The organism is Pseudomonas sp. 10-1B (assembly GCF_000935045.1).
GTDB lineage: Bacteria > Pseudomonadota > Gammaproteobacteria > Pseudomonadales > Pseudomonadaceae > Aquipseudomonas.
In genome coordinates this window covers 154,184-176,315 of sequence record NZ_JYKS01000023.1, presented here as the reverse complement: position 1 = coordinate 176,315, position 22,132 = coordinate 154,184, and the positions used below count along the sequence as shown (strand labels likewise).

Below are 22,132 nucleotides of genomic sequence, written 5' to 3'. Positions count from 1 at the left end.
TTGCGTGGGTTTGATTTTTCTCGTGTTTTTTTCTTCTAGGTAGTCCTTCCACATTCCCTTATCGCGCTAAATCTCGGTCCTGTAAGGCTTTTCCTTATGAACGTGCCTTGACGGTGCTGCGGGCGGATTCCTATAGTGTGCGCAAGTGGCAGAAAGTGGGATGAAGTGGGTTTTCTGACACAAAAAAGCTACCATTGTGGGGAATCGCAGCCGTGTTCCGCGGAGCCAACGCCGTCAGCCTCGATGCCAAGGGCCGTCTCGCCATGCCGAGCCGGTACCGTGACGAGCTCGATTCGCGTTGCAATGGTCAACTGATCGTGACCATCGACGCCGTTGATCCCTGCTTGTGTGTCTATCCCCTCGATGAGTGGGAACAGATAGAAGCCAAGTTGCGTGCCTTGCCATCGTTGCGTGAGGAAAACCGCCGTCTGCAGCGTTTGCTGATCGGTAATGCGGTTGACCTGGAGCTCGATGGCAGTGGGCGTTTCCTGGTGCCGCCCCGCCTGCGTGAGTACGCCAAGCTCGACAAGAAGGCGATGCTGGTGGGGCAACTGAACAAATTCCAGCTGTGGGATGAAGATGCCTGGAACGCGGTTTCGGCAGCCGACCTTGCAGCTATTCAACAACCGGGTGCCATGCCCGACGAATTGCGTGACCTGATCCTGTGACCATAGATAGCGGCTTCAACCACATCACCGTCCTGCTCGACGAAGCTGTCGAGGCATTGGCCCTGCGCGCCGACGGTTGCTATCTGGACGGCACCTTCGGCCGTGGCGGGCACAGTCGGCTGATTCTCAGCAAGCTCGGGCCGCAAGGGCGGCTGCTGGGCTTCGACAAAGATCCACAGGCGATTGCCACGGGGCAAGCGCTGGCGGCCGAAGACGGCCGCTTTGTCATTGTGCAGCGCAGCTTTGCCGAGCTGGGTGCGGAGGTGGCCGAGCGCGGCCTGGATGGCAAGGTCAGTGGCGTGCTGCTGGACCTGGGCGTGTCCTCGCCGCAACTGGATGACCCCGAGCGCGGCTTCAGCTTCCTCAACGATGGCCCGCTGGACATGCGCATGAATCCTGGCCAGGGCATCAGCGCCGCCGAGTTCATCGCCACTGCACCCGAAGAAGAAATCGCCCGCGTGTTCAAGGAATACGGCGAAGAGCGTTTCGCCAAGCGCATGGCCCGCGCCGTGGTGCAGCGCCGCGAGCAGCAGCCGTTCACCCGTACCGGCGACCTCGCCGAAGTGCTGAAGGTGGCCAACCCGGCCTGGGAGAAGGGCAAGAACCCGGCGACCCGTGCCTTCCAGGGGCTGCGCATTCACGTCAACAACGAACTGGGCGACCTCGAGGCTGGCCTCGAGGCCGCGATCGACGCGCTGGAAGTGGGTGGCCGCCTGGCGGTGATCAGCTTCCACTCGCTGGAAGACCGCATCGTCAAGTTGTTCATGCGCAAGCTGGCCAAGGGCGAAGCCGACAACCTGCCACGCAACCTGCCGGTACAGCACAAGGTCTTCGAACCGAAAATCAAGCTCATCGGCAAGGCCCAGTTCGCCTCCGACGCCGAGCTCAAGGCCAACCCGCGGGCGCGCAGCGCCGTGATGCGGGTGGCGGAGAAGCTGCGGTGAGCAGGCTGTTTGCCAAACCTTTGCCAGGCGGAAGCTTCCTGATGCTTCTGCTGTTCATCGCTGTGCTGATTTCGGCCATCGCCGTGTCCTACAGCGCGCACTGGAACCGTCAACTGCTCAACACTCTGTACGGCGAGCTGAGCGATCGCGACAAGGCCCAGGCCGAGTGGGGCCGGCTGATTCTCGAGCAGAGCACCTGGACCGCTGCCAGCCGCATCGAAAGCCTGGCTTCCGAGCAATTGAAAATGCGCGTGCCTGCGGCTGACGAAGTACGGATGGTGGCGCCATGATGAAGCTCGAAGGCGCACTCTACCCGTGGCGCTTCCGCGTGGTGCTCGGCCTGCTGGCACTGATGGTCGGGGCCATCTGCTGGCGCATCATCGACCTGCAGGTGGTCGACCGTGACTTCCTCAAGGGCCAGGGCGACGCACGCAGCCTGCGGCACATTCCCATCCCGGCGCACCGTGGCCTGATCACCGACCGTAATGGTGAACCGCTGGCGGTCAGTACCCCGGTCACCACCCTGTGGGCCAACCCCAAGGAAATGCAGGCCTCCAAGGACCGCTGGCCGCAACTGGCCGCAGCCCTGGGACAAAACCCGCAGCAACTGAGCGAGCGTCTGACCCAGCAGGCCAACAAGGAATTCATCTACCTGGTCCGTGGCCTGACCCCGGAGCAGGGCCAGCATGTGCTCGACCTGAAAGTACCGGGCGTGTATGGCCTGGAAGAATTCCGCCGCTTCTATCCAGCCGGTGATGTCACCGCCCACATGGTCGGCTTCACCGACCTCGACGACCACGGTCGCGAAGGGGTGGAGCTGGCCTATGACGAGTGGCTGGCCGGCGTGCCCGGCAAGCGACAGGTGATCAAGGACCGGCGTGGCCGCTTGATCAAGGACATCCAGGTGACCAAGAACGCCAAGGCCGGAAAGACCTTGGCGTTGTCGATTGACCTGCGCCTGCAATACCTGGCCACCCGCGAGCTGCGCAATGCCATCGCCGAACAGGACGCCAAGGCCGGCAGCCTGGTGATCATGGACGTCAAGACCGGTGAGGTCCTGGCCATGGTCAACCAGCCGACCTACAACCCGAACAACCGCCGCAGCATGTTCCCGGCGGCGATGCGCAACCGGGCGATCATCGACGTGTTCGAGCCAGGTTCCACGGTCAAGCCGATCTCCATGAGCGCGGCGCTGCAGAGTGGCCGCTGGAAGCCGACCGACAAGGTCGAGGTGTACCCGGGTAGCCTGCAGATCGGCCGTTACACCATCAAGGACGTATCCCGCAGCGAGGGCCCGATCCTTGACCTGACCGGCATCCTGATCAACTCCAGTAACGTCGGCATGAGCAAGATCGCCTTCGACATCGGCGGCGAGGCCATCTACCGGGTCATGTCCCAGGTCGGCCTGGGCCAGTACACCGGCCTGGGTTTCCCGGGCGAGCGCGTTGGCAACCTGCCCAACCACCGCGAGTGGCGCAAGGCCGAGACCGCGACCCTTTCCTATGGCTACGGCGTGTCGGTGACCGCCCTGCAACTGGTGCATGCCTACGCGGCGCTGGCCAACGACGGCAAGATGGTGCCGCTGTCGATCCTCAAGGTCGACAAAGTCCCTGAAGCCGTGCAGGCCATTCCGAAAGAAACCGCCGAAACCATCCAGGGCATGCTGCAGCAGGTGATCGAAGCCCCGCGCGGTGTGTTCCGCGCCCAGGTGCCGTTCTATCACGTGGCCGGCAAGTCGGGTACCGCGCGCAAGGCCACCGTGGGCTCCAAGGGCTACACCGAAAACGCCTATCGCTCGTTGTTCGCCGGCTTCGGGCCGATGAGCGACCCGCGCTACGCCATCGTCGTGGTCATCGACGAGCCGGGCAAGGGTGGCTACTTCGGCGGCCTGGTTTCGGCGCCGGTATTCAGCAAGGTCATGTCCGGCACGCTGCGTTTGATGAACGTGCCGCCAGACAACCTGCCACCGCCAACCGAACAATCGCAAGTCAACGCAGCAGCCGCCAAGGGAGGGCGTGGATGATGACAATGCCATTGAGCAAACTTTTCGCCCACGCCAGCCGTGACCCGCTGATTCGTGAACTGACCCTGGACAGCCGCAATGTGCGCCCGGGTGACCTGTTCCTGGCCGTGCCGGGCGCCAAGGTCGACGGTCGCGAGCATATCGCCGATGCCCTGGCCCGTGGCGCTGCCGCCGTGGCCTATGAAGAGCAGGGCGCCAACGTACTGCCGCTGACCGACGTGCCGCTGATTCCGGTCAAAGGCCTGATTGCCCAGTTGTCGGATATCGCTGGCCGCTTCTATGGCGAACCTAGCCGTCAGCTGAACCTGGTGGGCGTGACCGGCACCAACGGCAAGACCAGCGTCACCCAACTGGTGGCGCAGGCACTCGACCTGCTTGGCCAACGTTGCGGCCTGATTGGCACCTTGGGTACCGGGTTCCATGGCGAGCTGCAGAGCGGTCGCCTGACCACGCCGGACCCGATCGCCGTGCAGGCGACGCTCAACGACCTGAAAAAGGCTGGCGCCAAGGCCGTGGCCATGGAAGTGTCCTCCCATGCCTTGGAGCAGGGCCGTGTCGCCGCCCTGGAATTCGACATCGCGGTCATGACCAACCTGTCCCGCGACCACCTGGACTACCACGGCAGCATGCAGGCCTACGAGGCCGCCAAGGCCAAGCTGTTCGCCTGGCCGAGCCTGCGTTGCCAGGTGGTCAACCTGGATGACCAGTTCGGTCGCCGCCTGGCTGCCGACTTTGCCCGTCGCCCGAGTGTCGACCATGTCGAGACCCGGCTGCTCAGCTATAGCCTGGAAAACCCGGACGCCTCGCTGTTCTGCCGTGAAGCCGTGTTCAACGATGATGGCGTGCGCGCCACCCTGGTCACTGCCCAGGGTGAGCGCACCCTGCGCAGCCAGCTGCTGGGCCGCTTCAACCTGAGCAACATGCTCGCCGCCGTGGCGACCCTGCTGGCGCTGGATTATGCGCTGGACGAGATCCTCAAGGTCACCCCGCAACTGCAGGGGCCGGTGGGTCGCATGCAGCGCCTGGGTGGCGGCGACAAGCCGCTGGTGGTGGTTGACTACGCGCACACCCCGGACGCCCTGGAGAAAGTGCTCGAAGCCCTGCGCCCGCATGCCCACGGCAAGCTGCTGTGCCTGTTCGGTTGCGGCGGCGACCGTGATCGCGGCAAGCGCCCGCTGATGGCCGAAGTGGCCGAGCGCCTGGCTGATCGCGTGCTGGTCACCGACGACAATCCACGTACTGAAGACCCGCTGCGTATCTTCGACGACATCCGTCCCGGTTTCGCCAGGCCGGCCGAGGTCGAGTTCGTCGCCGGTCGTGGCGAAGCCATTGCCCACCTGATCGCCACTGCCGCTGCCAACGATGTGATCGTGCTGGCCGGCAAGGGGCACGAGGATTACCAGGAGATCAACGGCCAGCGCCATGACTTCTCCGATTTGATCGAAGCCGAAAAGGCACTTGCAGCCTGGGAGGCTCCACATGCTTAAGCCAATGGCACTCAGCCAGCTGAGCACTGCACTGAATGGTCGCCAGATCGGCGCCGACGCCAGCTTCAGCGGTGTCAGCATCGACAGCCGCAGCGTCAGCGCCGGGCAACTGTTCGTCGCCTTGGCCGGCCCGCGTTTCGATGGCCACGATTACCTGGCCGATGTGAAGGCCAAGGGTGCTGTCGCGGCCCTGGTCGAGCGTGAAGTAGCCGATGTCGACCTGCCGCAGCTGCTGGTGGCTGATTGCCGCCTGGCCCTGGGCCAGCTTGGTGCGCTGAACCGCGCCGGCTTCGACAAGCCCGTGGTGGCCATTACCGGTTCCAGCGGCAAGACCACGGTCAAGGAAATGCTCGCCAGCATCCTGCGTACCCGTGGCCTGGTACACGCCACCCGCGGCAACCTGAACAACGACCTGGGTGCGCCGCTGACCCTGCTGGAGATCGCCGCGGAGCACAGCGCCGCGGTGATCGAGCTGGGCGCCTCGCGCATTGGTGAGATCCGCTACACCGTCGGCCTGACCAAGCCGCAGGTGGTCATCATCAACAACGCCGGTACCGCCCACGTTGGCGAGTTCGGCGGCCCGGAGAAGATCGTCGAGGCCAAGGGCGAGATTCTCGAAGGCCTGGGCGAGGGCGGTATCGCCATCCTCAACCTGGACGACAAGGCCTTCGCCATCTGGAAGGCCCGTGTCGGTGCGCACAAGGTCATCAGTTTTGCGCGCAGCGACGCGAATGCCGATTTCTACGCCAGGGACATCGGTCGCGATGCCCGTGGTTGCCCGTCGTTCAAGCTGCATGGCGCCGGCGACGTGGTAGACGTGCAGCTCAATGTACTGGGTGAACACAACGTCAGCAACGCCCTGGCTGCTGCCGCCGCTGCCCATGCCGTTGGTCTGAGCCTGAGCGGCATCGCCGCCGGCCTGGCTGCCGTGCAACCGGTCAAGGGCCGTACCGTGGCGCAGATCGCGCCGAACGGCGTGCGGGTGATCGACGATAGTTACAACGCAAATCCCACCTCCATGTGCGCAGCCATTGATATACTCGCCGGCTTTTCCGGACGCACCGTTCTGGTGCTTGGGGATATCGGCGAACTGGGGCAATGGGCGGAAGAAGGCCACCGTCAGGTGGGTGACTACGCGCGTGGCAAGGTCGACGCCCTGTACGCAGTGGGTTCCAACATGACACATGCGGTCAAGGCGTTCGGCGCCAATGGCCGCCATTTCGCTACTCAAGCTGAGCTGATCGACGCGGTTAGCGCCGAAAACGCCAGCGACACCACTATCTTGATCAAGGGCTCGCGCAGCGCTGCGATGGAAAACGTCGTGGCAGCATTGTGCGGTGCCAGCGGGGAGAAACATTAATGCTGCTGCTGTTGGCCGAGTATCTGCAACAGTTCCACAAAGGCTTCGCGGTCTTCCAGTACCTGTCCCTGCGCGGGATTCTTGGTGTACTGACCGCGTTGTCGCTGGCGCTGTGGCTGGGGCCGTGGATGATTCGTACCCTGCAAATTCGCCAGATCGGCCAGGCCGTGCGTAATGACGGCCCGCAATCGCACCTGTCCAAGTCCGGCACCCCGACCATGGGCGGTGCGCTGATCCTGTCCGCCATCGCCATCAGCACCTTGCTGTGGGCCGACCTGAGCAACCGCTACGTCTGGGTGGTGCTGATCGTCACCCTGGCGTTCGGTGCCATCGGCTGGGTCGATGACTACCGCAAGGTGATCGAAAAGAACTCCCGAGGCCTGCCAAGCCGCTGGAAGTACTTCTGGCAGTCGGTGTTCGGCCTGGCTGCGGCGGTGTTCCTCTACAAGACCGCACCGACCAGCGTCGAAACCACGCTGATCCTGCCGTTCATCAAGGATGTCACCATTCCGCTGGGCATCGGCTTCGTCGTGCTGACCTACTTCGTCATCGTCGGTTCCAGCAACGCGGTCAACCTCACCGACGGCCTCGATGGCCTGGCGATCATGCCAACGGTGATGGTCGGCGGCGCCCTGGGCATCTTCTGCTACCTGTCGGGTAACGTGAAGTTCGCCGAATACCTGCTGATTCCCTACGTGCCGGGCTCGGGCGAGCTGATCGTGTTCTGCGGCGCATTGATCGGTGCCGGCCTGGGCTTCCTGTGGTTCAACACCTACCCGGCACAAGTGTTCATGGGTGACGTTGGCGCGCTGGCGCTGGGCGCCGCGCTGGGCACCATCGCCGTGATCGTGCGCCAGGAAATCGTCCTGTTCATCATGGGCGGCATCTTTGTCGTGGAAACCCTGTCGGTGGTGATCCAGGTCGCCTCCTTCAAGCTGACCGGCAAGCGCGTGTTCCGCATGGCGCCGATCCACCACCACTTTGAACTCAAGGGCTGGCCAGAGCCACGGGTGATCGTCCGCTTCTGGATCATCACCGTGATCCTGGTGCTGATCGGCCTTGCCACCCTGAAACTGAGGTAGATGAGCGTGTCACTGATCGCTTCCGACCAATTCCGCATCGTTGTCGGCCTCGGCAAGAGCGGCATGTCCCTGGTTCGCTTCCTGGCGAGCCGGGGCATTGCCTTTGCGGTCGCCGACACCCGCGAGCAACCGCCGGAACTGGACACCCTGCGCCGTGATTACCCGCAGGTGGAAGTGCGCTGTGGTGAGCTGGACGTGGACTTCCTGTGCCGCGCCAACGAGCTGTACGTGAGCCCCGGCCTGGCCCTGGCCACTCCGGCCCTGCAGCAGGCGGCCGCGCGTGGGGTGAGGCTGTCCGGCGACATCGAGCTGTTCGCCCGCCACGCCAAGGCGCCGATCATTGCCATCAGCGGTTCCAACGCCAAGAGCACCGTCACCACCCTGGTCGGCGAAATGGCCGCCAAGGCCGGCAAACGTGTGGCCGTGGGCGGTAACCTCGGCACCCCGGCGCTGGACCTGCTGGCCGATGACGTCGAACTGTACGTGCTGGAACTGTCCAGCTTCCAGCTGGAAACCACCGACCAGCTCAACGCCGAAGTGGCCACGGTGCTGAACATCAGCGAAGACCACATGGACCGTTACAGCGGCCTGCCGGCCTACCACCTGGCCAAGCATCGGATCTTCCGCGGTGCCCGCCAGGTGGTGGTCAACCGCCAGGACGCCCTGAGCCGGCCGCTGCCGGTGGAAGGCCGTCCGTGCTGGACCTTCGGCCTCAACCAGCCGGACTTCAAGGCCTTTGGCCTGCGTGAAGTGGACGGCGAAAAGTACCTGGCATTCGAATTCCAGGCACTGATGCCAGTGCGCGAGCTGAAGATCCGTGGTGCCCACAACCAAAGCAACGCCCTGGCGGCGCTGGCCCTGGGCCATGCCGCGGGCTTGCCGTTCGCGCCAATGCTCGCAGCCCTGCGCCAATTCGCTGGCCTGGCCCACCGCTGCCAGTGGGTGCGCGAGCGTAACGGCGTGAGCTGGTACGACGACTCCAAGGCCACCAACGTCGGTGCCGCCCTGGCCGCCATCGAAGGCCTGGGTGCCGATATCGAAGGCAAGCTGGTGCTGATCGCTGGCGGCGATGGCAAGGGCGCCGAATTCAACGCGCTGCGCGAACCGGTCAAGCGCTTCTGCCGTGCCGTGGTATTGCTCGGTCGTGATGCCGAGCGCCTGGCGGCAGCCTTGGGCGACGATGTGCAACTGGTGCGGGTCAAGACCCTCGACGAAGCCGTGCAGCAGTGCGCCGAGCTGGCCCAGGCCGGCGACGCGGTGCTGCTGTCGCCGGCGTGCGCCAGCCTCGACATGTTCAAGAACTTCGAAGAACGCGGGCGCCTGTTCGCCCAGGCAGCGGGAGGCCTTGCATGATCTTCGGCATCCTCAAGCCCTACCCGTCGCCGCTGATCAGCGGCCGTGGCATCGACCTGGACTTCCCGTTGCTTGCCGGCTGCCTGGCATTGCTGGGCCTGGGCCTGGTGATGATCACCTCGGCGTCCTCGGAAGTGGCTGCGGTGCAGTCGGGCAACCCGCTTTACCACATGACCCGCCACTTGGTGTACGTGTTCCTTGGCCTGGTCGCCTGCGGCGCGACCATGCTGGTGCCGATCGCCACCTGGCAGCGCATGGGCTTCCTGATGCTGCTGGGCGCCTTCGGCCTGCTGGTGCTGGTACTGGTCCCCGGTATCGGCCGCGAAGTGAACGGCTCCATGCGCTGGATCGGCTTCAGCTTCTTCAACGTCCAGCCTTCGGAAATCGCCAAGGTGTTCGTGGTCATCTACCTGGCCGGCTACCTGGTACGCCGGCAGACCGAGGTGCGCGAAAGCTGGATGGGCTTCTTCAAACCGTTCATCGTGCTGCTGCCCATGGCCGGCCTGCTGCTGATGGAGCCAGACTTCGGCGCTACCGTGGTGATGATGGGCGCGGCAGCGGCCATGTTGTTCCTTGGCGGGGTGGGGTTGTTCCGCTTCAGCCTGATGGTGGTGCTGGCGGTGGTCGCGGTGTTCGTGCTGGTACAGGCGCAGCCGTATCGGATGGCGCGTCTGATCACCTTCACCGACCCCTGGTCCGATCAGTTCGGTTCGGGCTACCAGCTGACCCAGGCGTTGATTGCCTTCGGCCGCGGTGAGTGGCTGGGCGTGGGTTTGGGCAACAGTGTGCAGAAGCAGTTCTACCTGCCCGAAGCGCACACCGACTTCGTGTTCTCGGTGCTGGCCGAAGAGCTCGGTGTGGTCGGTTCGCTGGTGACCATCGCGCTGTTCGTGTTCGTCACCGTGCGTGCCCTGTACATCGGCCTGTGGGCCGAGAAGGCCAAGCAGTTCTTCGCCGCCTACATGGCGTTTGGCCTGGCCTTCCTGTGGATCGGCCAGTTCCTGATCAACATCGGCGTGAACGTCGGCCTGCTGCCGACCAAGGGCCTGACCCTGCCGTTCCTCAGCTATGGCGGCAGCTCGCTGGTGATCTGCTGCGCCTGCGTGGGCCTGTTGCTGCGCATCGAGTGGGAAAGCCGCACGCACCTGGGCAGCGAAGAACACGAATTCAGCGAAAGCGATTTTGCCGAGGAGACCAGTCATGGCCGCTGACGGCAAGAACGTACTGATCATGGCCGGCGGCACCGGCGGGCATGTGTTCCCGGCCCTGGCCTGCGCCCGTGAGTTCCAGGCGCGCGGTTACAGCGTGCACTGGCTGGGCACCCCGCGCGGTATCGAGAACGAGCTGGTGCCACAGGCTGGTCTGCCATTGCATCTGATCCAGGTCAGCGGCCTGCGCGGCAAGAGCAAATTGTCGTTGCTCACGGCGCCGTTCACCCTGGTCAAGGCCGTGCTGCAGGCGCGGCGCATCATTCGTCAGCTCAAGCCGGTGTGTGTGCTGGGCTTTGGCGGCTACGTGACCGGCCCTGGCGGCGTGGCCGCGCGGCTGTGCGGCGTGCCGCTGGTGATCCATGAGCAGAACGCCCGTGCCGGTACCGCCAATCGCTTGCTGGTGCCACTCTCGGCGCGGGTCTGCGAAGCTTTCCCGAACACCTTCGAGGCCAGTGACAAACGTCGCACCACCGGCAACCCGGTGCGCCCGGAGCTGTTCATGGACGCGCAACGCGCGCCCCTGGCCGAGCGCCGTGCGCGGCTGTTGGTGCTCGGCGGCAGCCTGGGTGCGGAACCATTGAACAAATTGTTGCCTAAGGCCCTGTCCGAAGTGCCCGCAGCGCTGCGCCCAGAGGTGTTCCACCAGGCCGGCAAGCAACACGCGCCGATCACCGCCGAGCGTTATCACGAGGCGGGCGTCGAGGCTCAGGTAGAGCCCTTCATCAAGGACATGGCCCAAGCCTATGGCTGGGCCGACATGGTGGTGTGCCGGGCCGGTGCCCTGACCGTCAGCGAGCTGGCGGCAGCAGGCCTGCCTTCGATGCTGGTGCCTTTGCCCCACGCCATCGACGACCACCAGACCCACAACGCCCAATATCTGGCCCGTGAAGGCGCTGCCTTCCTGATGCCACAAGCGACAACTGGCGCAGCGCAGCTCGCTGAACGCCTGAACGAGGTGCTGATGCAACCCGAGAAACTCAACGTCATGGCAGGCACCGCGCGGCGCCTGGCCAAACCTGCCGCAACCAGCACCGTGGTCGATATCTGCCTGGAGGTGGCCCATGGTTGAGAGCCAGAAAGCCATGCCCCACCCGAAGATGGGCCGTATCCGCCGTATTCACTTCGTCGGTATCGGCGGCGTGGGCATGTGCGGCATCGCCGAAGTGCTGCTGAACCTGGGCTATGAAGTGTCCGGTTCGGACCTGAAAGCCTCGCCGGTCACCGAGCGCCTGGAGTCGTTCGGCGCCGAGATCTTCGTTGGTCACCGTGCCGAGAACGCCGCCACTGCCGATGTGCTGGTCGTGTCCAGCGCCATCAACCCGGCCAACCCGGAAGTGGCCACCGCCCTGGAGCGGCGTATTCCGGTGGTTCCGCGTGCCGAGATGCTTGCCGAACTGATGCGCTATCGCCATGGCGTGGCCGTTGCCGGCACCCACGGCAAGACCACCACCACCAGCCTTTTGGCCTCGGTATTCGCTGCCGGCGGCCTGGACCCGACCTTCGTCATCGGTGGCCGCCTGACCGCTGCTGGCACCAATGCCCAGCTCGGTACCAGCCGCTACCTGATCGCCGAAGCGGACGAAAGCGACGCCAGCTTCCTGCACCTGCAGCCAATGGTGGCCGTGGTCACCAACATCGACGCCGACCACATGGCGACCTACGAAGGTGACTTCAACAAGCTGAAGAAAACCTTCGTCGAGTTCCTGCACAACCTGCCGTTCTATGGCCTGGCGGTGATGTGCCTGGACGACCCGGTGGTGCGCGAGATCCTGCCGCAGGTCAAGCGCCCGACCGTGACCTATGGCTTCAGCGAAGAGGCTGACATCCGCGCCATCAACGTGCGCCAGCAGGGCATGCAGACCCACTTCACCGTGCTGCGTCGTGACCGCGAGCCGCTGGATGTGTCGGTGAACATGCCCGGCAACCACAATGTGCTCAACGCCCTGGCCACCATCGCCATCGCCACCGACGAAGGCATCACTGACGAAGCCATCATCCAGGGCCTGTCCGGCTTCCAGGGTGTCGGCCGACGCTTCCAGGTATACGGCGAGCTGCCGGTCGAAGGCGGCAGCGTGATGCTGGTCGACGACTACGGTCACCACCCGACCGAAGTGGCCGCGGTGATCAAGGCCGTGCGTGGTGGCTGGCCAAGCCGCCGCCTGGTGATCGTTTACCAGCCGCACCGCTACAGCCGCACCCGTGACCTGTACGACGATTTCGTCCAGGTGCTGGGCGATGCCAACGTGCTGCTGCTGATGGAGGTCTACCCAGCCGGCGAAGAGCCGATCCCCGGTGCCGACAGCCGCCAGCTGTGCCACAGCATCCGCCAGCGCGGCAAGCTCGACCCGATCTACATCGAACGTGGTGCCGAGTTGGCGCCGCTGGTCCAGCCGTTGCTGCGCGCCGGCGACATCCTGCTGTGCCAGGGTGCTGGTGATGTTGGCGGCCTCGCCCCGCAATTGATGAAAAGCCCGCTGTTCGCTGGCGCCAAGCAGGAGAAGTCGAAATGACCAGCGCTTACGACAAGCTGCACTCGACCCTGGACGTCAAGGCGTTCGGCCGCGTCGCGGTGCTGTACGGCGGCAAGAGCGCCGAACGTGAAGTGTCGCTGAAATCCGGCGCCGCGGTGATCGATGCGCTGACGAGCGCCGGTGTCGACGTGGTCGCCATCGACGTGGGCGACGACCTGCTGGCACGCCTGCAGAGCGAGAAGATCGACCGCGCCTTCATCATCCTCCACGGCCGTGGCGGTGAAGACGGCAGCATGCAAGGCCTGCTCGAGTGCCTGGGCATCCCTTACACCGGTAGCGGCATCCTCGCTTCGGCCCTGGCCATGGACAAGCTGCGCACCAAGCAGGTGTGGCAAAGCCTGGGCATTCCGACCCCACGTCACGCCGTGCTGGCGAGTGAAAGCGATTGCTTGGCGGCGAGCACGGAACTGGGCTTCCCGCTTATCGTCAAACCCGCCCATGAAGGCTCTAGCATCGGCATGGCCAAGGTGAACAGCGCCGAGGAACTGGTCGCCGCCTGGCAGGACGCCGCCAAATACGATTCCCAGGTACTGGTGGAGCAGTGGATCCACGGCCCTGAGTTCACCATCGCGGTACTGCGCGGCCAGGTGCTGCCGCCGATCGCCCTGGGTACGCCGCACGTGTTCTACGACTACGACGCCAAGTACATCGCCAACGATACCCAGTACCGCATTCCCTGCGGCCTGGATAGCGCCAAGGAACAGGAACTGATCGACCTGACCGCACGCGCCTGTGATGCCATCGGCATCGAAGGGTGGGGGCGGCTGGACGTGATGCAGGACGAGCAGGGCCGGTTCTGGCTGCTCGAAGTCAACACCGCACCGGGCATGACCGACCATAGCCTGGTGCCCATGGCGGCCCGCGCGGCAGGCCTGGACTTCCAGCAACTGGTGCTGGCGATCCTGGCCGAAAGCGTGGCGACGCGAGGTTAATCACCATGCAAGGCGCGATGATACGTCAGCAGCAACCCGTTACCGGCCGTAGCAAGCCGGTGCCGCGTGGTGCCAGCCGGCTGGTGGCCGACGAGCCCGTATCGGCGCGCCTGCCGCGGCCCAGCCTGGGCGGCCTCAAGCGCCTGTTGTGGCCGGTGCTGCTGGTGGCGGCCGGCTTTGCTGCCTACGAGGGCGCCATTCGCCTGATGCCCTATGCCGACCGGCCGATCACCAAGATCGACGTGCAGGGTGACCTCAGCTACATCAGCCAGCAGTCGGTGCAGCAGCGCATCGCGCCCTATGTGGCCGCGAGCTTCTTCAGTGTCGACTTGCCGGCGATGCGCGCGGAACTCGAGCAGATGCCGTGGATCGCCCACGCCGAAGTACGCCGGGTATGGCCCGACGAAGTGGTGATCCGCCTGGAAGAACAGCTGCCGGTGGCGCGCTGGGGTGACGAGGCCTTGCTCAACAACCAGGGCCAGGCCTTCACTCCGCGCGAGCTGGCCAATTATGAGCACCTGCCGCAGCTGGCCGGGCCGCAGCGTGCTCAGCAACAAGTCATGCAGCAGTATCAGGTATTGAGCCAGATGCTGCGCCCCCTGGGCTTTTCCATCGCTCGCCTGGAGCTGCGCGAGCGGGGCAGCTGGTTCCTGACCACGGGCGCGAGCAGCGCCGGGCCGGGCATCGAGCTGCTGCTGGGGCGCGATCATCTGGTGGAGAAGATGCGCCGTTTCATTGCCATTTACGACAAGACACTCAAAGAGCAGATCACCAACATCGCCCGCATTGATCTGCGTTACTCCAACGGACTTGCCGTTGGTTGGCGGGAACCGATTGCACCGACGACGGCCCAACCCGCCGTTGCGAAGAATTAGAGAGAGGCAGGACCATGGCAAACGCGCATAGCGGCAAAATGATCGTCGGGCTGGACATTGGCACCTCCAAGGTGGTGGCGCTGGTGGGTGAAGTGGGCGAAGACGGCACTCTGGAAATCGTCGGGATCGGTACCCATCCGTCCCGCGGCCTGAAAAAAGGCGTGGTGGTGAACATCGAGTCCACCGTGCAGTCGATCCAGCGCGCCGTCGAAGAAGCGCAGCTGATGGCCGGCTGCCGCATCCACTCGGCGTTCGTCGGTGTGGCCGGTAACCACATTCGTAGCCTGAACTCCCACGGCATCGTCGCCATCCGTGACCGCGAGGTCAGCCTGGCGGACCTGGAGCGCGTGCTTGACGCTGCCCAGGCCGTGGCCATTCCGGCCGACCAGCGCGTGCTGCACACCCTGCCGCAGGACTACGTGATCGACAACCAGGAAGGCGTGCGCGAGCCGCTGGGCATGTCTGGCGTGCGTCTGGAAGCCAAGGTTCACGTGGTGACCTGCGCGGTCAACGCGGCGCAGAACATCGAGAAGTGCGTACGCCGCTGCGGCCTGGAAATCGACGACATCATCCTCGAGCAGCTGGCCTCGGCCTACTCGGTGCTGACCGACGATGAAAAAGAGCTGGGCGTGTGCCTGGTGGACATCGGTGGCGGCACCACCGACATCGCCATCTTCACCGAGGGCGCGATCCGTCACACCGCGGTGATCCCGATCGCCGGCGACCAGGTGACCAACGACATCGCCATGGCCCTGCGTACACCTACCCAGTACGCCGAAGAAATCAAGATCCGCTACGCCTGCGCCCTGGCCAAACTGGCCGGCGCTGGCGAGACCATCAAGGTGCCGAGCGTGGGCGACCGCCCACCGCGCGAGCTGTCGCGCCAGGCCCTGGCCGAGGTGGTGGAGCCGCGTTACGACGAGCTCTTCACCCTGATCCAGGCCGAACTGCGCCGCAGCGGCTACGAGGACCTGGTGCCGGCCGGCATCGTCCTCACCGGCGGCACCGCGAAGATGGAAGGTGCCGTGGAACTGGCCGAGGAAATCTTCCACATGCCGGTACGCCTGGGCGTGCCGCACAGCGTTCGGGGCCTGAGCGACGTGGTTCGCAACCCGATCTATTCCACCGGCGTGGGCTTGCTCACCTACGGCCTGCAGAAGCAGACCGAGGACCTGCCCCTGACCGGCAACAGCAGCAGCAACAGCTATGGCGATGAACCGAAGGCCCCAGTGCTTGAGCGCTTCAAGCGGTGGGTCCAGGGCAACTTCTAAGTTTCAAAGCAGTAGTGGTAGGCGCGACAACTAGAGAACTGTAAGGAGAGGGAAAATGTTCGAGCTCGTAGACAACGTCCCGCAAAGCCCGGTCATCAAGGTGATCGGCGTTGGTGGTGGTGGCGGCAACGCCGTCAATCACATGGTCAAGAGCAGCATCGAAGGCGTGGAATTCATCTGCGCCAACACCGATGCCCAGGCGCTGAAAAACATCGGCGCGCGCACCATCCTGCAATTGGGCACTGGGGTGACCAAGGGCCTGGGTGCCGGTGCCAATCCGGAAGTCGGCCGTCAGGCTGCGCTGGAAGACCGTGAGCGCATCGCCGAAGTGCTGCAGGGCACCAACATGGTGTTCATCACCACCGGCATGGGCGGCGGTACCGGTACCGGTGCAGCGCCGATCATCGCCGAAGTGGCCAAGGAAATGGGCATTCTCACCGTTGCCGTGGTGACCCGTCCGTTCCCGTTCGAAGGCCGCAAACGTATGCAGATCGCCGATGAAGGCATCCGCATGCTGGCTGAGAGCGTCGACTCGTTGATCACCATCCCCAACGAGAAGCTGCTGACCATCCTGGGCAAGGATGCCAGCCTGCTGTCCGCCTTCGCCAAGGCCGACGATGTACTGGCCGGTGCCGTGCGCGGTATCTCCGACATCATCAAGCGCCCGGGCATGATCAACGTCGACTTCGCCGACGTGCGCACCGTGATGGGCGAAATGGGCATGGCCATGATGGGTACCGGCTGCGCCAGCGGCCCGAACCGTGCCCGGGAAGCCACCGAGGCAGCGATCCGCAACCCGCTGCTGGAAGACGTCAACCTGCAGGGCGCCCGCGGCATCCTGGTGAACATCACGGCCGGCCCGGACCTGTCGCTGGGTGAATACTCCGACGTGGGTAGCATCATCGAAGCCTTCGCCTCCGACCACGCCATGGTCAAGGTCGGCACCGTGATCGATCCGGACATGCGTGACGAACTGCACGTGACCGTGGTGGCCACTGGCCTGGGTGCGCGCATCGAGAAGCCAGTCAAGGTGGTGGACAACACCCTGCAGACCGCCCAGCAGGCGTACGAAGCGTCCAACCCGGCGCCGGTTCGCCAGGAGCAGCCAGCGGTCAACTACCGTGACCTGGAGCGCCCGACCGTCATGCGCAACCAGGCCCATGCAGGTGCTGCGGCAGCCGCTAAACTGAACCCTCAGGATGACCTGGACTACCTCGATATCCCGGCATTCCTGCGTCGTCAGGCTGATTAATGGAATTTATCAGGGGTATAAAGGTGATTGGTATTCATCAAAGGTTGGGTCTGTTATCATCCCCAGCCTTTGTTGATACCTGTTCGCAATTTGCGCTGAAGCGGCCAATGCCATGATTAAACAACGCACCCTGAAGAATACCATCCGTGCCACAGGTGTCGGTCTGCACTCCGGGGAGAAGGTTTACCTGACCCTCAAGCCTGCACCTGTTGACACCGGCATCGTCTTCCGCCGCGCCGACCTCGACCCTGTGGTCGAGATCCCTGCGCGTGCGGCCAACGTCGGCGAGACAACCATGTCGACGACGCTGGTCAACGGTGACATCAAGGTCGATACGGTCGAGCACTTGCTCTCCGCCATGGCGGGCCTGGGCATCGATAACGCCTACGTCGAGCTCTCCGCCTCGGAAGTGCCGATCATGGATGGCAGCGCCGGTCCTTTTGTATTCCTGATTCAGTCTGCCGGCCTGGAAGAACAGGACGCAGCCAAGAAGTTCATCCGCATCCTGCGTGAGGTAACCGTGGAAGAGGGCGACAAGCGCGCCACGTTCCTGCCTTTCGAAGGTTTCAAGGTGAGCTTCGAGATCGACTTCGATCATCCGGTCCTCAAGGGCCAGACCCAGAGTGCGGTTGTCGACTTCTCCAGCACCTCGTTCGTGAAGGAAGTCAGCCGCGCCCGCACCTTCGGCTTCATGCGTGACATCGAGTACCTGCGCAAGCACAACCTTGCGTTGGGTGGCAGTGTCGAGAACGCCATCGTGGTCGACGAGACCGGTGTGCTCAACGAAGACGGCCTTCGTTCCGATGACGAATTCGTCAAGCACAAGATCCTCGACGCCATTGGCGACCTCTACCTGCTGGGCAACAGCCTGATCGGCGAGTTCAAGGGCTACAAGTCCGGCCACGCGCTGAACAACCAGCTGCTGCGCAAGCTGATTGCCGAAACCGATGCCTGGGAAGTGGTCACTTTCGAAGATGCCAGCACGGCACCGATCTCGTACATGCGCCCTGTTGCGGCCGTGTAAGTTCGAACACTCTCTAGTTCATTGAGGCCACCTTTGGGTGGCCTTTTTTATAGGCGGGATTTGGGGTTGGTGGGTTTTCGGTTTGGGTTTTTGGGCGGGGCTGGCGAGTGTTCGGTTTGAGCTTTGTGGTGGGGCTGACAGGGGTTCAGTTTGAGTTTTGTAGTGGCGCGGAAATCGAGCGCCGCCCGCGCGGCGCTTCGCGGGCAAGCCCGCTCCTACGTTTGTTTCGGGCCAATTATTCCTATGCCAATCGCGCGCGACCGCCTTGGCGCATATCTCGATATCGCGTCGTACAAACAGGGCGGTCGCGTTCCTCTGGCACAGGCGTGACTGGCCCGAAACAAACGTAGGAGCGGGCTTGCCCGCGAAGCGCCGCGCGGGCGGCGCTCGATTTCCGCGCCACTGCAAAAATCAAGACGAACGCTCTCAGCCCTTATCTTTATCCTGAGCATGAGTCGCCAGCCGTTCCAGTGCTGCGCGCAGTTTGGGGTCGGCAATGCCCTCGGCGGTGTCGCGCAAACTCTCGGCAGCCATGTTCGACAGCTCGGCAGCATGCCCGCCGCGTTTGGCCGGCACCAGCGGGGGCTGGACCTTGTACAGGATGCGCCTGAGGTTGCCGAACGCCTCCATGCCCTGCAGCGCCGCCAGCAGGCGCTTCTGCTGATAGCGCAGGCGGGTGGCCCAGTGCCCGTCGGTGACCACCAGTAGCAAAGTGCCATCGCGCCACGACGCCACGTGGCAGTGCTCGCGGGCGGCCGGTTGCAGCTGGCTTTCCAGCAGGCGCTGCAGGTGCTCCAGGCGTTCGGCCTGGTTCAGCAGCAGGCGCAGCGGGCGGACCTGGCGCAGCAGGGCCGAGGGTGGCTGGGCGGGGGAGGGTTTGTAGGCCATGGGGGTACGCGTGAGGTTACATGGGCAACAGTCTAACATCTCCGTTGCCTGTACCGGCCTCTTCGCGGGTGAACCCGCTCCTACAAGAAACCGGTAACCCTGTAGGAGCGGGTTCACCCGCGAAGAGGCCGGTACAGGCGACGCAAGATAAGACTGGTTCTCGATACCTTTCATGTTCCCAAGCCTTGAACTCCGGGAAAATGCCCCTATCTAAACCAAGCCCCCGCCAAAGCGCTGTGCCAGCATCGTGGAAATCCACCACTTTCCTCACCATCGTTTCCGGGTAGAATGCTCGTTCGCATGCGGCCTCAGGGCTGCACGGGCGACTCATGGGGCCGCCCTCCATCCCTACGTGTGGAAGATCCTGCCGATATGTTTGCGCCTTTGTTAAAGAAACTTTTTGGAAGCAAGAACGAGCGTGAAGTCAAACGCATGCTCAAGACGGTGAGTATCGTCAATGCCTTCGAAGAGAAGATGGTGGCCCTCTCCGACGAGCAACTGCGGGGCAAGACCGCAGAGTTCAAGGAGCGCCTGGCCAAAGGCGAGACACTGGACCAATTGCTGCCCGAAGCCTTCGCCGTAGCCCGTGAGGCCGGCAAGCGCGTGATGGGCATGCGCCACTTCGATGTGCAGCTGATCGGCGGCATGACCCTGCACGAGGGTATGATCGCAGAAATGCGCACCGGTGAAGGCAAGACCTTGGTCGGTACCCTGGCCGTGTACCTCAATGCACTGTCCGGCAAGGGTGTGCACGTGGTCACCGTCAACGATTACCTGGCCCGCCGTGACGCCAACTGGATGCGCCCGCTGTACGAGTTCCTCGGCCTGTCGGTCGGTATCGTCTCGGCCTTCCAGCCGCCAGAAGAAAAGCGTGCCGCCTACGCCTCCGACATCACCTACGGCACCAACAACGAATTCGGTTTCGACTACCTGCGCGACAACATGGCGTTCAGCCAGGAAGAGAAGTTCCAGCGTGAACTGAACTTCGCCGTGATCGACGAAGTCGACTCCATCCTCATCGACGAAGCGCGTACCCCGCTGATCATTTCCGGCCAGGCCGAGGACAGCTCCAAGCTGTACATCGAGATCAACCGCCTGATCCCGCGCCTGACGCAGCACATCGAGGAAGTCGAAGGCCAGGTCACCCAGGAAGGCCACTTCACCATCGACGAGAAGAGCCGCCAGGTCGAGCTGAACGAAGCCGGTCACCAGTACATCGAGGAAATGCTCACCCAGTCCGGCCTGCTGGCCGAGGGCGAGAGCCTGTACTCCGCGCACAACCTGAGCCTGCTGACCCACGTCTACGCCGGCCTGCGCGCGCACAAGCTGTTCCACCGCAACGTCGAGTACATCGTCCAGGACGGCCAGGTCCTGCTGATCGACGAGCACACCGGCCGTACCATGCCCGGCCGTCGCCTGTCCGAGGGCCTGCACCAGGCCATCGAGGCCAAAGAAAACCTGAACATCCAGGCCGAGAGCCAGACCCTGGCCTCGACCACCTTCCAGAACTACTTCCGCCTGTACACCAAGCTGTCCGGCATGACCGGTACCGCCGACACCGAAGCGTTCGAGTTCCAGTCCATCTACGGGCTCAACGTAATGGTCATTCCGCCGAACAAACCGCTGGCGCGTAAGGATTTCAACGACCTGGTGTACCTGACCGCCGACGAGAAATACGCCGCGATCATCGCCGACATCAAGGAAAGCATGACCGTGGGGCGCCCGGTGTTGGTGGGTACCGCGACCATCGAAACTTCCGAGCACATGTCCAACCTCCTGAAAAAGGAAGGTATCGACCACAAGGTACTGAACGCCAAGTACCACGAGAAGGAAGCCGAGATCATCGCGCAGGCCGGTGCGCCGGGCGCGCTGACCATCGCCACCAACATGGCCGGCCGTGGTACCGACATCCTGCTGGGCGGTAACTGGGAGGCCGAAGTCGCCGCCCTGGAAAACCCGACCGCCGAGCAGGTTGCCCAGATCAAGGCCGACTGGCAGAAGCGCCACCAGCAGGTGATCGAGTCGGGCGGCCTGCACGTGATCGCCTCCGAACGTCACGAATCGCGCCGTATCGACAACCAGCTGCGGGGCCGTTCCGGCCGTCAGGGCGACCCGGGTTCCAGCCGCTTCTACCTGTCGCTGGAAGACAGCCTGATGCGTATCTTCGCCTCTGACCGGGTGAAGAACTTCATGAAGGCGCTGGGCATGCAGTCGGGCGAAGCCATCGAGCACCGCATGGTCACCAACGCCATCGAGAAGGCCCAGCGCAAGGTCGAAGGCCGCAACTTCGACATCCGCAAGCAGTTGCTCGAATACGACGACGTGGCCAACGAGCAGCGCAAGGTGATCTACCACATGCGCAACAGCCTGCTGGCCGCCGAGAACATTGGCGACACCATCGTCGAATTCCGCAAGGAAGTACTGGACGCTACCATCAGCCAGCACATTCCGCCGCAGTCGCTGCCCGAGCAGTGGGACGTGGCCGGTCTGGAAGCTTCGCTGGCCAGCGATTTCGCCATGAAGCTGCCGATCCAGCAGTGGCTCGACGAGGACGACCACCTCTACGAAGAGACCCTGCGCGAGAAGCTGCTGAACGAAATCACCACCGCTTACACCGAGAAGGAAGACCAGGCCGGTATCGACGCCCTGCGTACCTTCGAGAAGCAAATCCTGCTGCGCGTGCTGGACGACCTGTGGAAAGACCACCTGTCGACCATGGACCACCTGCGTCACGGTATCCACCTGCGTGGTTATGCGCAGAAGAACCCGAAGCAGGAGTACAAGCGCGAATCCTTCAGCCTGTTCCAGGAGCTGCTCGAGTCGATCAAGCGCGACACCATCCGCGTGCTGTCGCACGTGCAGGTACGCCGCGAAGACCCGGCCGAAGAGGAAGCCCGCCTGCGCCGCGAGGCCGAGGAACTGGCCAGCCGCATGCAGTTCCAGCATGCCGCCGCCTCGGGCCTGGGCAGTGAGCAACTGAGTGAGGAGGGCGCTGAAGTGGCCGTCGCCTCGGCACCGGTGCGCAACGACCAGAAGCTGGGCCGCAACGAGCCGTGCTGGTGTGGTTCGGGCAAGAAGTTCAAGCATTGCCACGGGCAGATCGAGTGATCTGACCTGAATGGGGCCGCTTTGCGGCCCATCGCGACACAAGGCCGCTCCTACAGGGATAGCGCACAGCCGTAACGCTGCGCCGTCCCATGTGGGAGCGGCCTTGTGTCGCGAAAGGGGCGC

General features: G+C 63.8%; 18 protein-coding genes. 17 read left to right on the top strand and 1 reads right to left on the bottom strand.

Translation table 11 applies throughout. The features are described from left to right. The first annotated feature begins 212 nt into the window (after positions 1 to 212). The 16 genes from mraZ (at position 213) to lpxC (ending at position 18,013) form a co-directional block, all read left to right on the top strand. Positions 213 to 668 carry a division/cell wall cluster transcriptional repressor MraZ gene (gene mraZ / locus TZ03_RS14175; RefSeq protein WP_004575120.1) on the top strand — a complete coding sequence of 152 codons (456 nt, stop codon included), beginning with the start codon at positions 213 to 215 and terminating at the stop codon, positions 666 to 668. Beyond that, positions 665 to 1,612: a 16S rRNA (cytosine(1402)-N(4))-methyltransferase RsmH gene (rsmH, locus tag TZ03_RS14170; protein ID WP_051098558.1), complete on the top strand. Its 948-nt coding sequence runs from the start codon at positions 665 to 667 to the stop codon at positions 1,610 to 1,612. Before mraZ ends, rsmH begins: the two co-directional genes overlap by 4 nt. Continuing rightward, a complete protein-coding gene (ftsL, locus tag TZ03_RS14165; RefSeq protein WP_051098555.1) occupies positions 1,609 to 1,902 on the top strand; it encodes a cell division protein FtsL in 294 nt (97 codons plus the stop codon). Before rsmH ends, ftsL begins: the two co-directional genes overlap by 4 nt. After that, on the top strand, positions 1,902 to 3,635 hold the full coding sequence (locus tag TZ03_RS14160; RefSeq protein ID WP_177328468.1) for a peptidoglycan D,D-transpeptidase FtsI family protein: 1,734 nt from the start codon (positions 1,902 to 1,904) through the stop codon (positions 3,633 to 3,635). The genes ftsL and TZ03_RS14160 overlap by 1 nt, the downstream gene beginning before the upstream one ends. After that, positions 3,632 to 5,122: a UDP-N-acetylmuramoyl-L-alanyl-D-glutamate--2,6-diaminopimelate ligase gene (locus TZ03_RS14155; RefSeq protein WP_414860308.1), complete on the top strand. Its 1,491-nt coding sequence runs from the start codon at positions 3,632 to 3,634 to the stop codon at positions 5,120 to 5,122. The genes TZ03_RS14160 and TZ03_RS14155 overlap by 4 nt, the downstream gene beginning before the upstream one ends. Then, positions 5,115 to 6,482: a UDP-N-acetylmuramoyl-tripeptide--D-alanyl-D-alanine ligase gene (locus TZ03_RS14150; protein ID WP_051098551.1), complete on the top strand. Its 1,368-nt coding sequence runs from the start codon at positions 5,115 to 5,117 to the stop codon at positions 6,480 to 6,482. The genes TZ03_RS14155 and TZ03_RS14150 overlap by 8 nt, the downstream gene beginning before the upstream one ends. Then, the gene (gene mraY / locus TZ03_RS14145; protein WP_016488965.1) at positions 6,482 to 7,564 is read left to right on the top strand and encodes a phospho-N-acetylmuramoyl-pentapeptide-transferase; all 1,083 of its coding nucleotides are present in this window, start codon (positions 6,482 to 6,484) and stop codon (positions 7,562 to 7,564) included. The genes TZ03_RS14150 and mraY overlap by 1 nt, the downstream gene beginning before the upstream one ends. Positions 7,565 to 7,570: 6 nt before the next feature. Further along, entirely contained in the window at positions 7,571 to 8,917 is a 1,347-nt protein-coding gene (murD, locus tag TZ03_RS14140; RefSeq protein WP_177328467.1) for a UDP-N-acetylmuramoyl-L-alanine--D-glutamate ligase, read from the top strand. After that, complete coding sequence (gene ftsW / locus TZ03_RS14135) at positions 8,914 to 10,128, top strand: putative lipid II flippase FtsW (RefSeq protein ID WP_051098546.1); 1,215 nt, start codon at positions 8,914 to 8,916, stop codon at positions 10,126 to 10,128. The genes murD and ftsW overlap by 4 nt, the downstream gene beginning before the upstream one ends. Beyond that, complete coding sequence (gene murG / locus TZ03_RS14130; protein WP_051098545.1) at positions 10,118 to 11,197, top strand: undecaprenyldiphospho-muramoylpentapeptide beta-N-acetylglucosaminyltransferase; 1,080 nt, start codon at positions 10,118 to 10,120, stop codon at positions 11,195 to 11,197. Before ftsW ends, murG begins: the two co-directional genes overlap by 11 nt. After that, positions 11,190 to 12,638, top strand: coding sequence for a UDP-N-acetylmuramate--L-alanine ligase (murC, locus tag TZ03_RS14125; RefSeq protein WP_051098543.1), 1,449 nt, complete (start codon positions 11,190 to 11,192; stop codon positions 12,636 to 12,638). Before murG ends, murC begins: the two co-directional genes overlap by 8 nt. Further along, complete coding sequence (locus TZ03_RS14120; RefSeq protein ID WP_051098541.1) at positions 12,635 to 13,591, top strand: D-alanine--D-alanine ligase; 957 nt, start codon at positions 12,635 to 12,637, stop codon at positions 13,589 to 13,591. The genes murC and TZ03_RS14120 overlap by 4 nt, the downstream gene beginning before the upstream one ends. Positions 13,592 to 13,596: 5 nt before the next feature. After that, complete coding sequence (locus TZ03_RS14115; RefSeq protein WP_051098539.1) at positions 13,597 to 14,466, top strand: cell division protein FtsQ/DivIB; 870 nt, start codon at positions 13,597 to 13,599, stop codon at positions 14,464 to 14,466. Between the two features lie 14 nt (positions 14,467 to 14,480). Beyond that, positions 14,481 to 15,737, top strand: a complete 1,257-nt coding sequence (gene ftsA / locus TZ03_RS14110; RefSeq protein ID WP_051098537.1) for a cell division protein FtsA — start codon at positions 14,481 to 14,483, stop codon at positions 15,735 to 15,737. 55 nt (positions 15,738 to 15,792) lie between these two features. Continuing rightward, positions 15,793 to 16,989, top strand: a complete 1,197-nt coding sequence (gene ftsZ, locus TZ03_RS14105) for a cell division protein FtsZ (RefSeq protein ID WP_003251871.1) — start codon at positions 15,793 to 15,795, stop codon at positions 16,987 to 16,989. A 112-nt stretch (positions 16,990 to 17,101) separates the two neighbouring features. Beyond that, the gene (gene lpxC, locus TZ03_RS14100) at positions 17,102 to 18,013 is read left to right on the top strand and encodes a UDP-3-O-acyl-N-acetylglucosamine deacetylase (RefSeq protein WP_051098535.1); all 912 of its coding nucleotides are present in this window, start codon (positions 17,102 to 17,104) and stop codon (positions 18,011 to 18,013) included. Between the two features lie 426 nt (positions 18,014 to 18,439). On the opposite strand, the gene TZ03_RS14095 is transcribed toward lpxC, so the two are convergent. Then, on the bottom strand, positions 18,440 to 18,901 hold the full coding sequence (locus TZ03_RS14095; protein WP_051098533.1) for a DUF721 domain-containing protein: 462 nt from the start codon (positions 18,899 to 18,901) through the stop codon (positions 18,440 to 18,442). 372 nt (positions 18,902 to 19,273) lie between these two features. Between TZ03_RS14095 and secA the strand changes: the two genes are divergently transcribed. Then, the gene (gene secA, locus TZ03_RS14090; protein ID WP_051098531.1) at positions 19,274 to 22,009 is read left to right on the top strand and encodes a preprotein translocase subunit SecA; all 2,736 of its coding nucleotides are present in this window, start codon (positions 19,274 to 19,276) and stop codon (positions 22,007 to 22,009) included. The last annotated feature ends 123 nt before the right edge of the window (positions 22,010 to 22,132 follow it).

Coding starts and splice junctions, on each gene's coding strand:
- TZ03_RS14160 (WP_177328468.1), top strand. CDS start 1,902: ATGAAGCTCGAAGGCGCACTCTACCCGTGGCGCTTCCGCGTGGTGCTC.
- TZ03_RS14155 (WP_414860308.1), top strand. CDS start 3,632: ATGATGACAATGCCATTGAGCAAACTTTTCGCCCACGCCAGCCGTGAC.
- TZ03_RS14150 (WP_051098551.1), top strand. CDS start 5,115: ATGCTTAAGCCAATGGCACTCAGCCAGCTGAGCACTGCACTGAATGGT.
- mraY (WP_016488965.1), top strand. CDS start 6,482: ATGCTGCTGCTGTTGGCCGAGTATCTGCAACAGTTCCACAAAGGCTTC.
- ftsW (WP_051098546.1), top strand. CDS start 8,914: ATGATCTTCGGCATCCTCAAGCCCTACCCGTCGCCGCTGATCAGCGGC.
- murG (WP_051098545.1), top strand. CDS start 10,118: ATGGCCGCTGACGGCAAGAACGTACTGATCATGGCCGGCGGCACCGGC.
- murC (WP_051098543.1), top strand. CDS start 11,190: ATGGTTGAGAGCCAGAAAGCCATGCCCCACCCGAAGATGGGCCGTATC.
- TZ03_RS14120 (WP_051098541.1), top strand. CDS start 12,635: ATGACCAGCGCTTACGACAAGCTGCACTCGACCCTGGACGTCAAGGCG.
- TZ03_RS14115 (WP_051098539.1), top strand. CDS start 13,597: ATGCAAGGCGCGATGATACGTCAGCAGCAACCCGTTACCGGCCGTAGC.
- ftsA (WP_051098537.1), top strand. CDS start 14,481: ATGGCAAACGCGCATAGCGGCAAAATGATCGTCGGGCTGGACATTGGC.
- ftsZ (WP_003251871.1), top strand. CDS start 15,793: ATGTTCGAGCTCGTAGACAACGTCCCGCAAAGCCCGGTCATCAAGGTG.
- lpxC (WP_051098535.1), top strand. CDS start 17,102: ATGATTAAACAACGCACCCTGAAGAATACCATCCGTGCCACAGGTGTC.
- TZ03_RS14095 (WP_051098533.1), bottom strand. CDS start 18,901: ATGGCCTACAAACCCTCCCCCGCCCAGCCACCCTCGGCCCTGCTGCGC.
- secA (WP_051098531.1), top strand. CDS start 19,274: ATGTTTGCGCCTTTGTTAAAGAAACTTTTTGGAAGCAAGAACGAGCGT.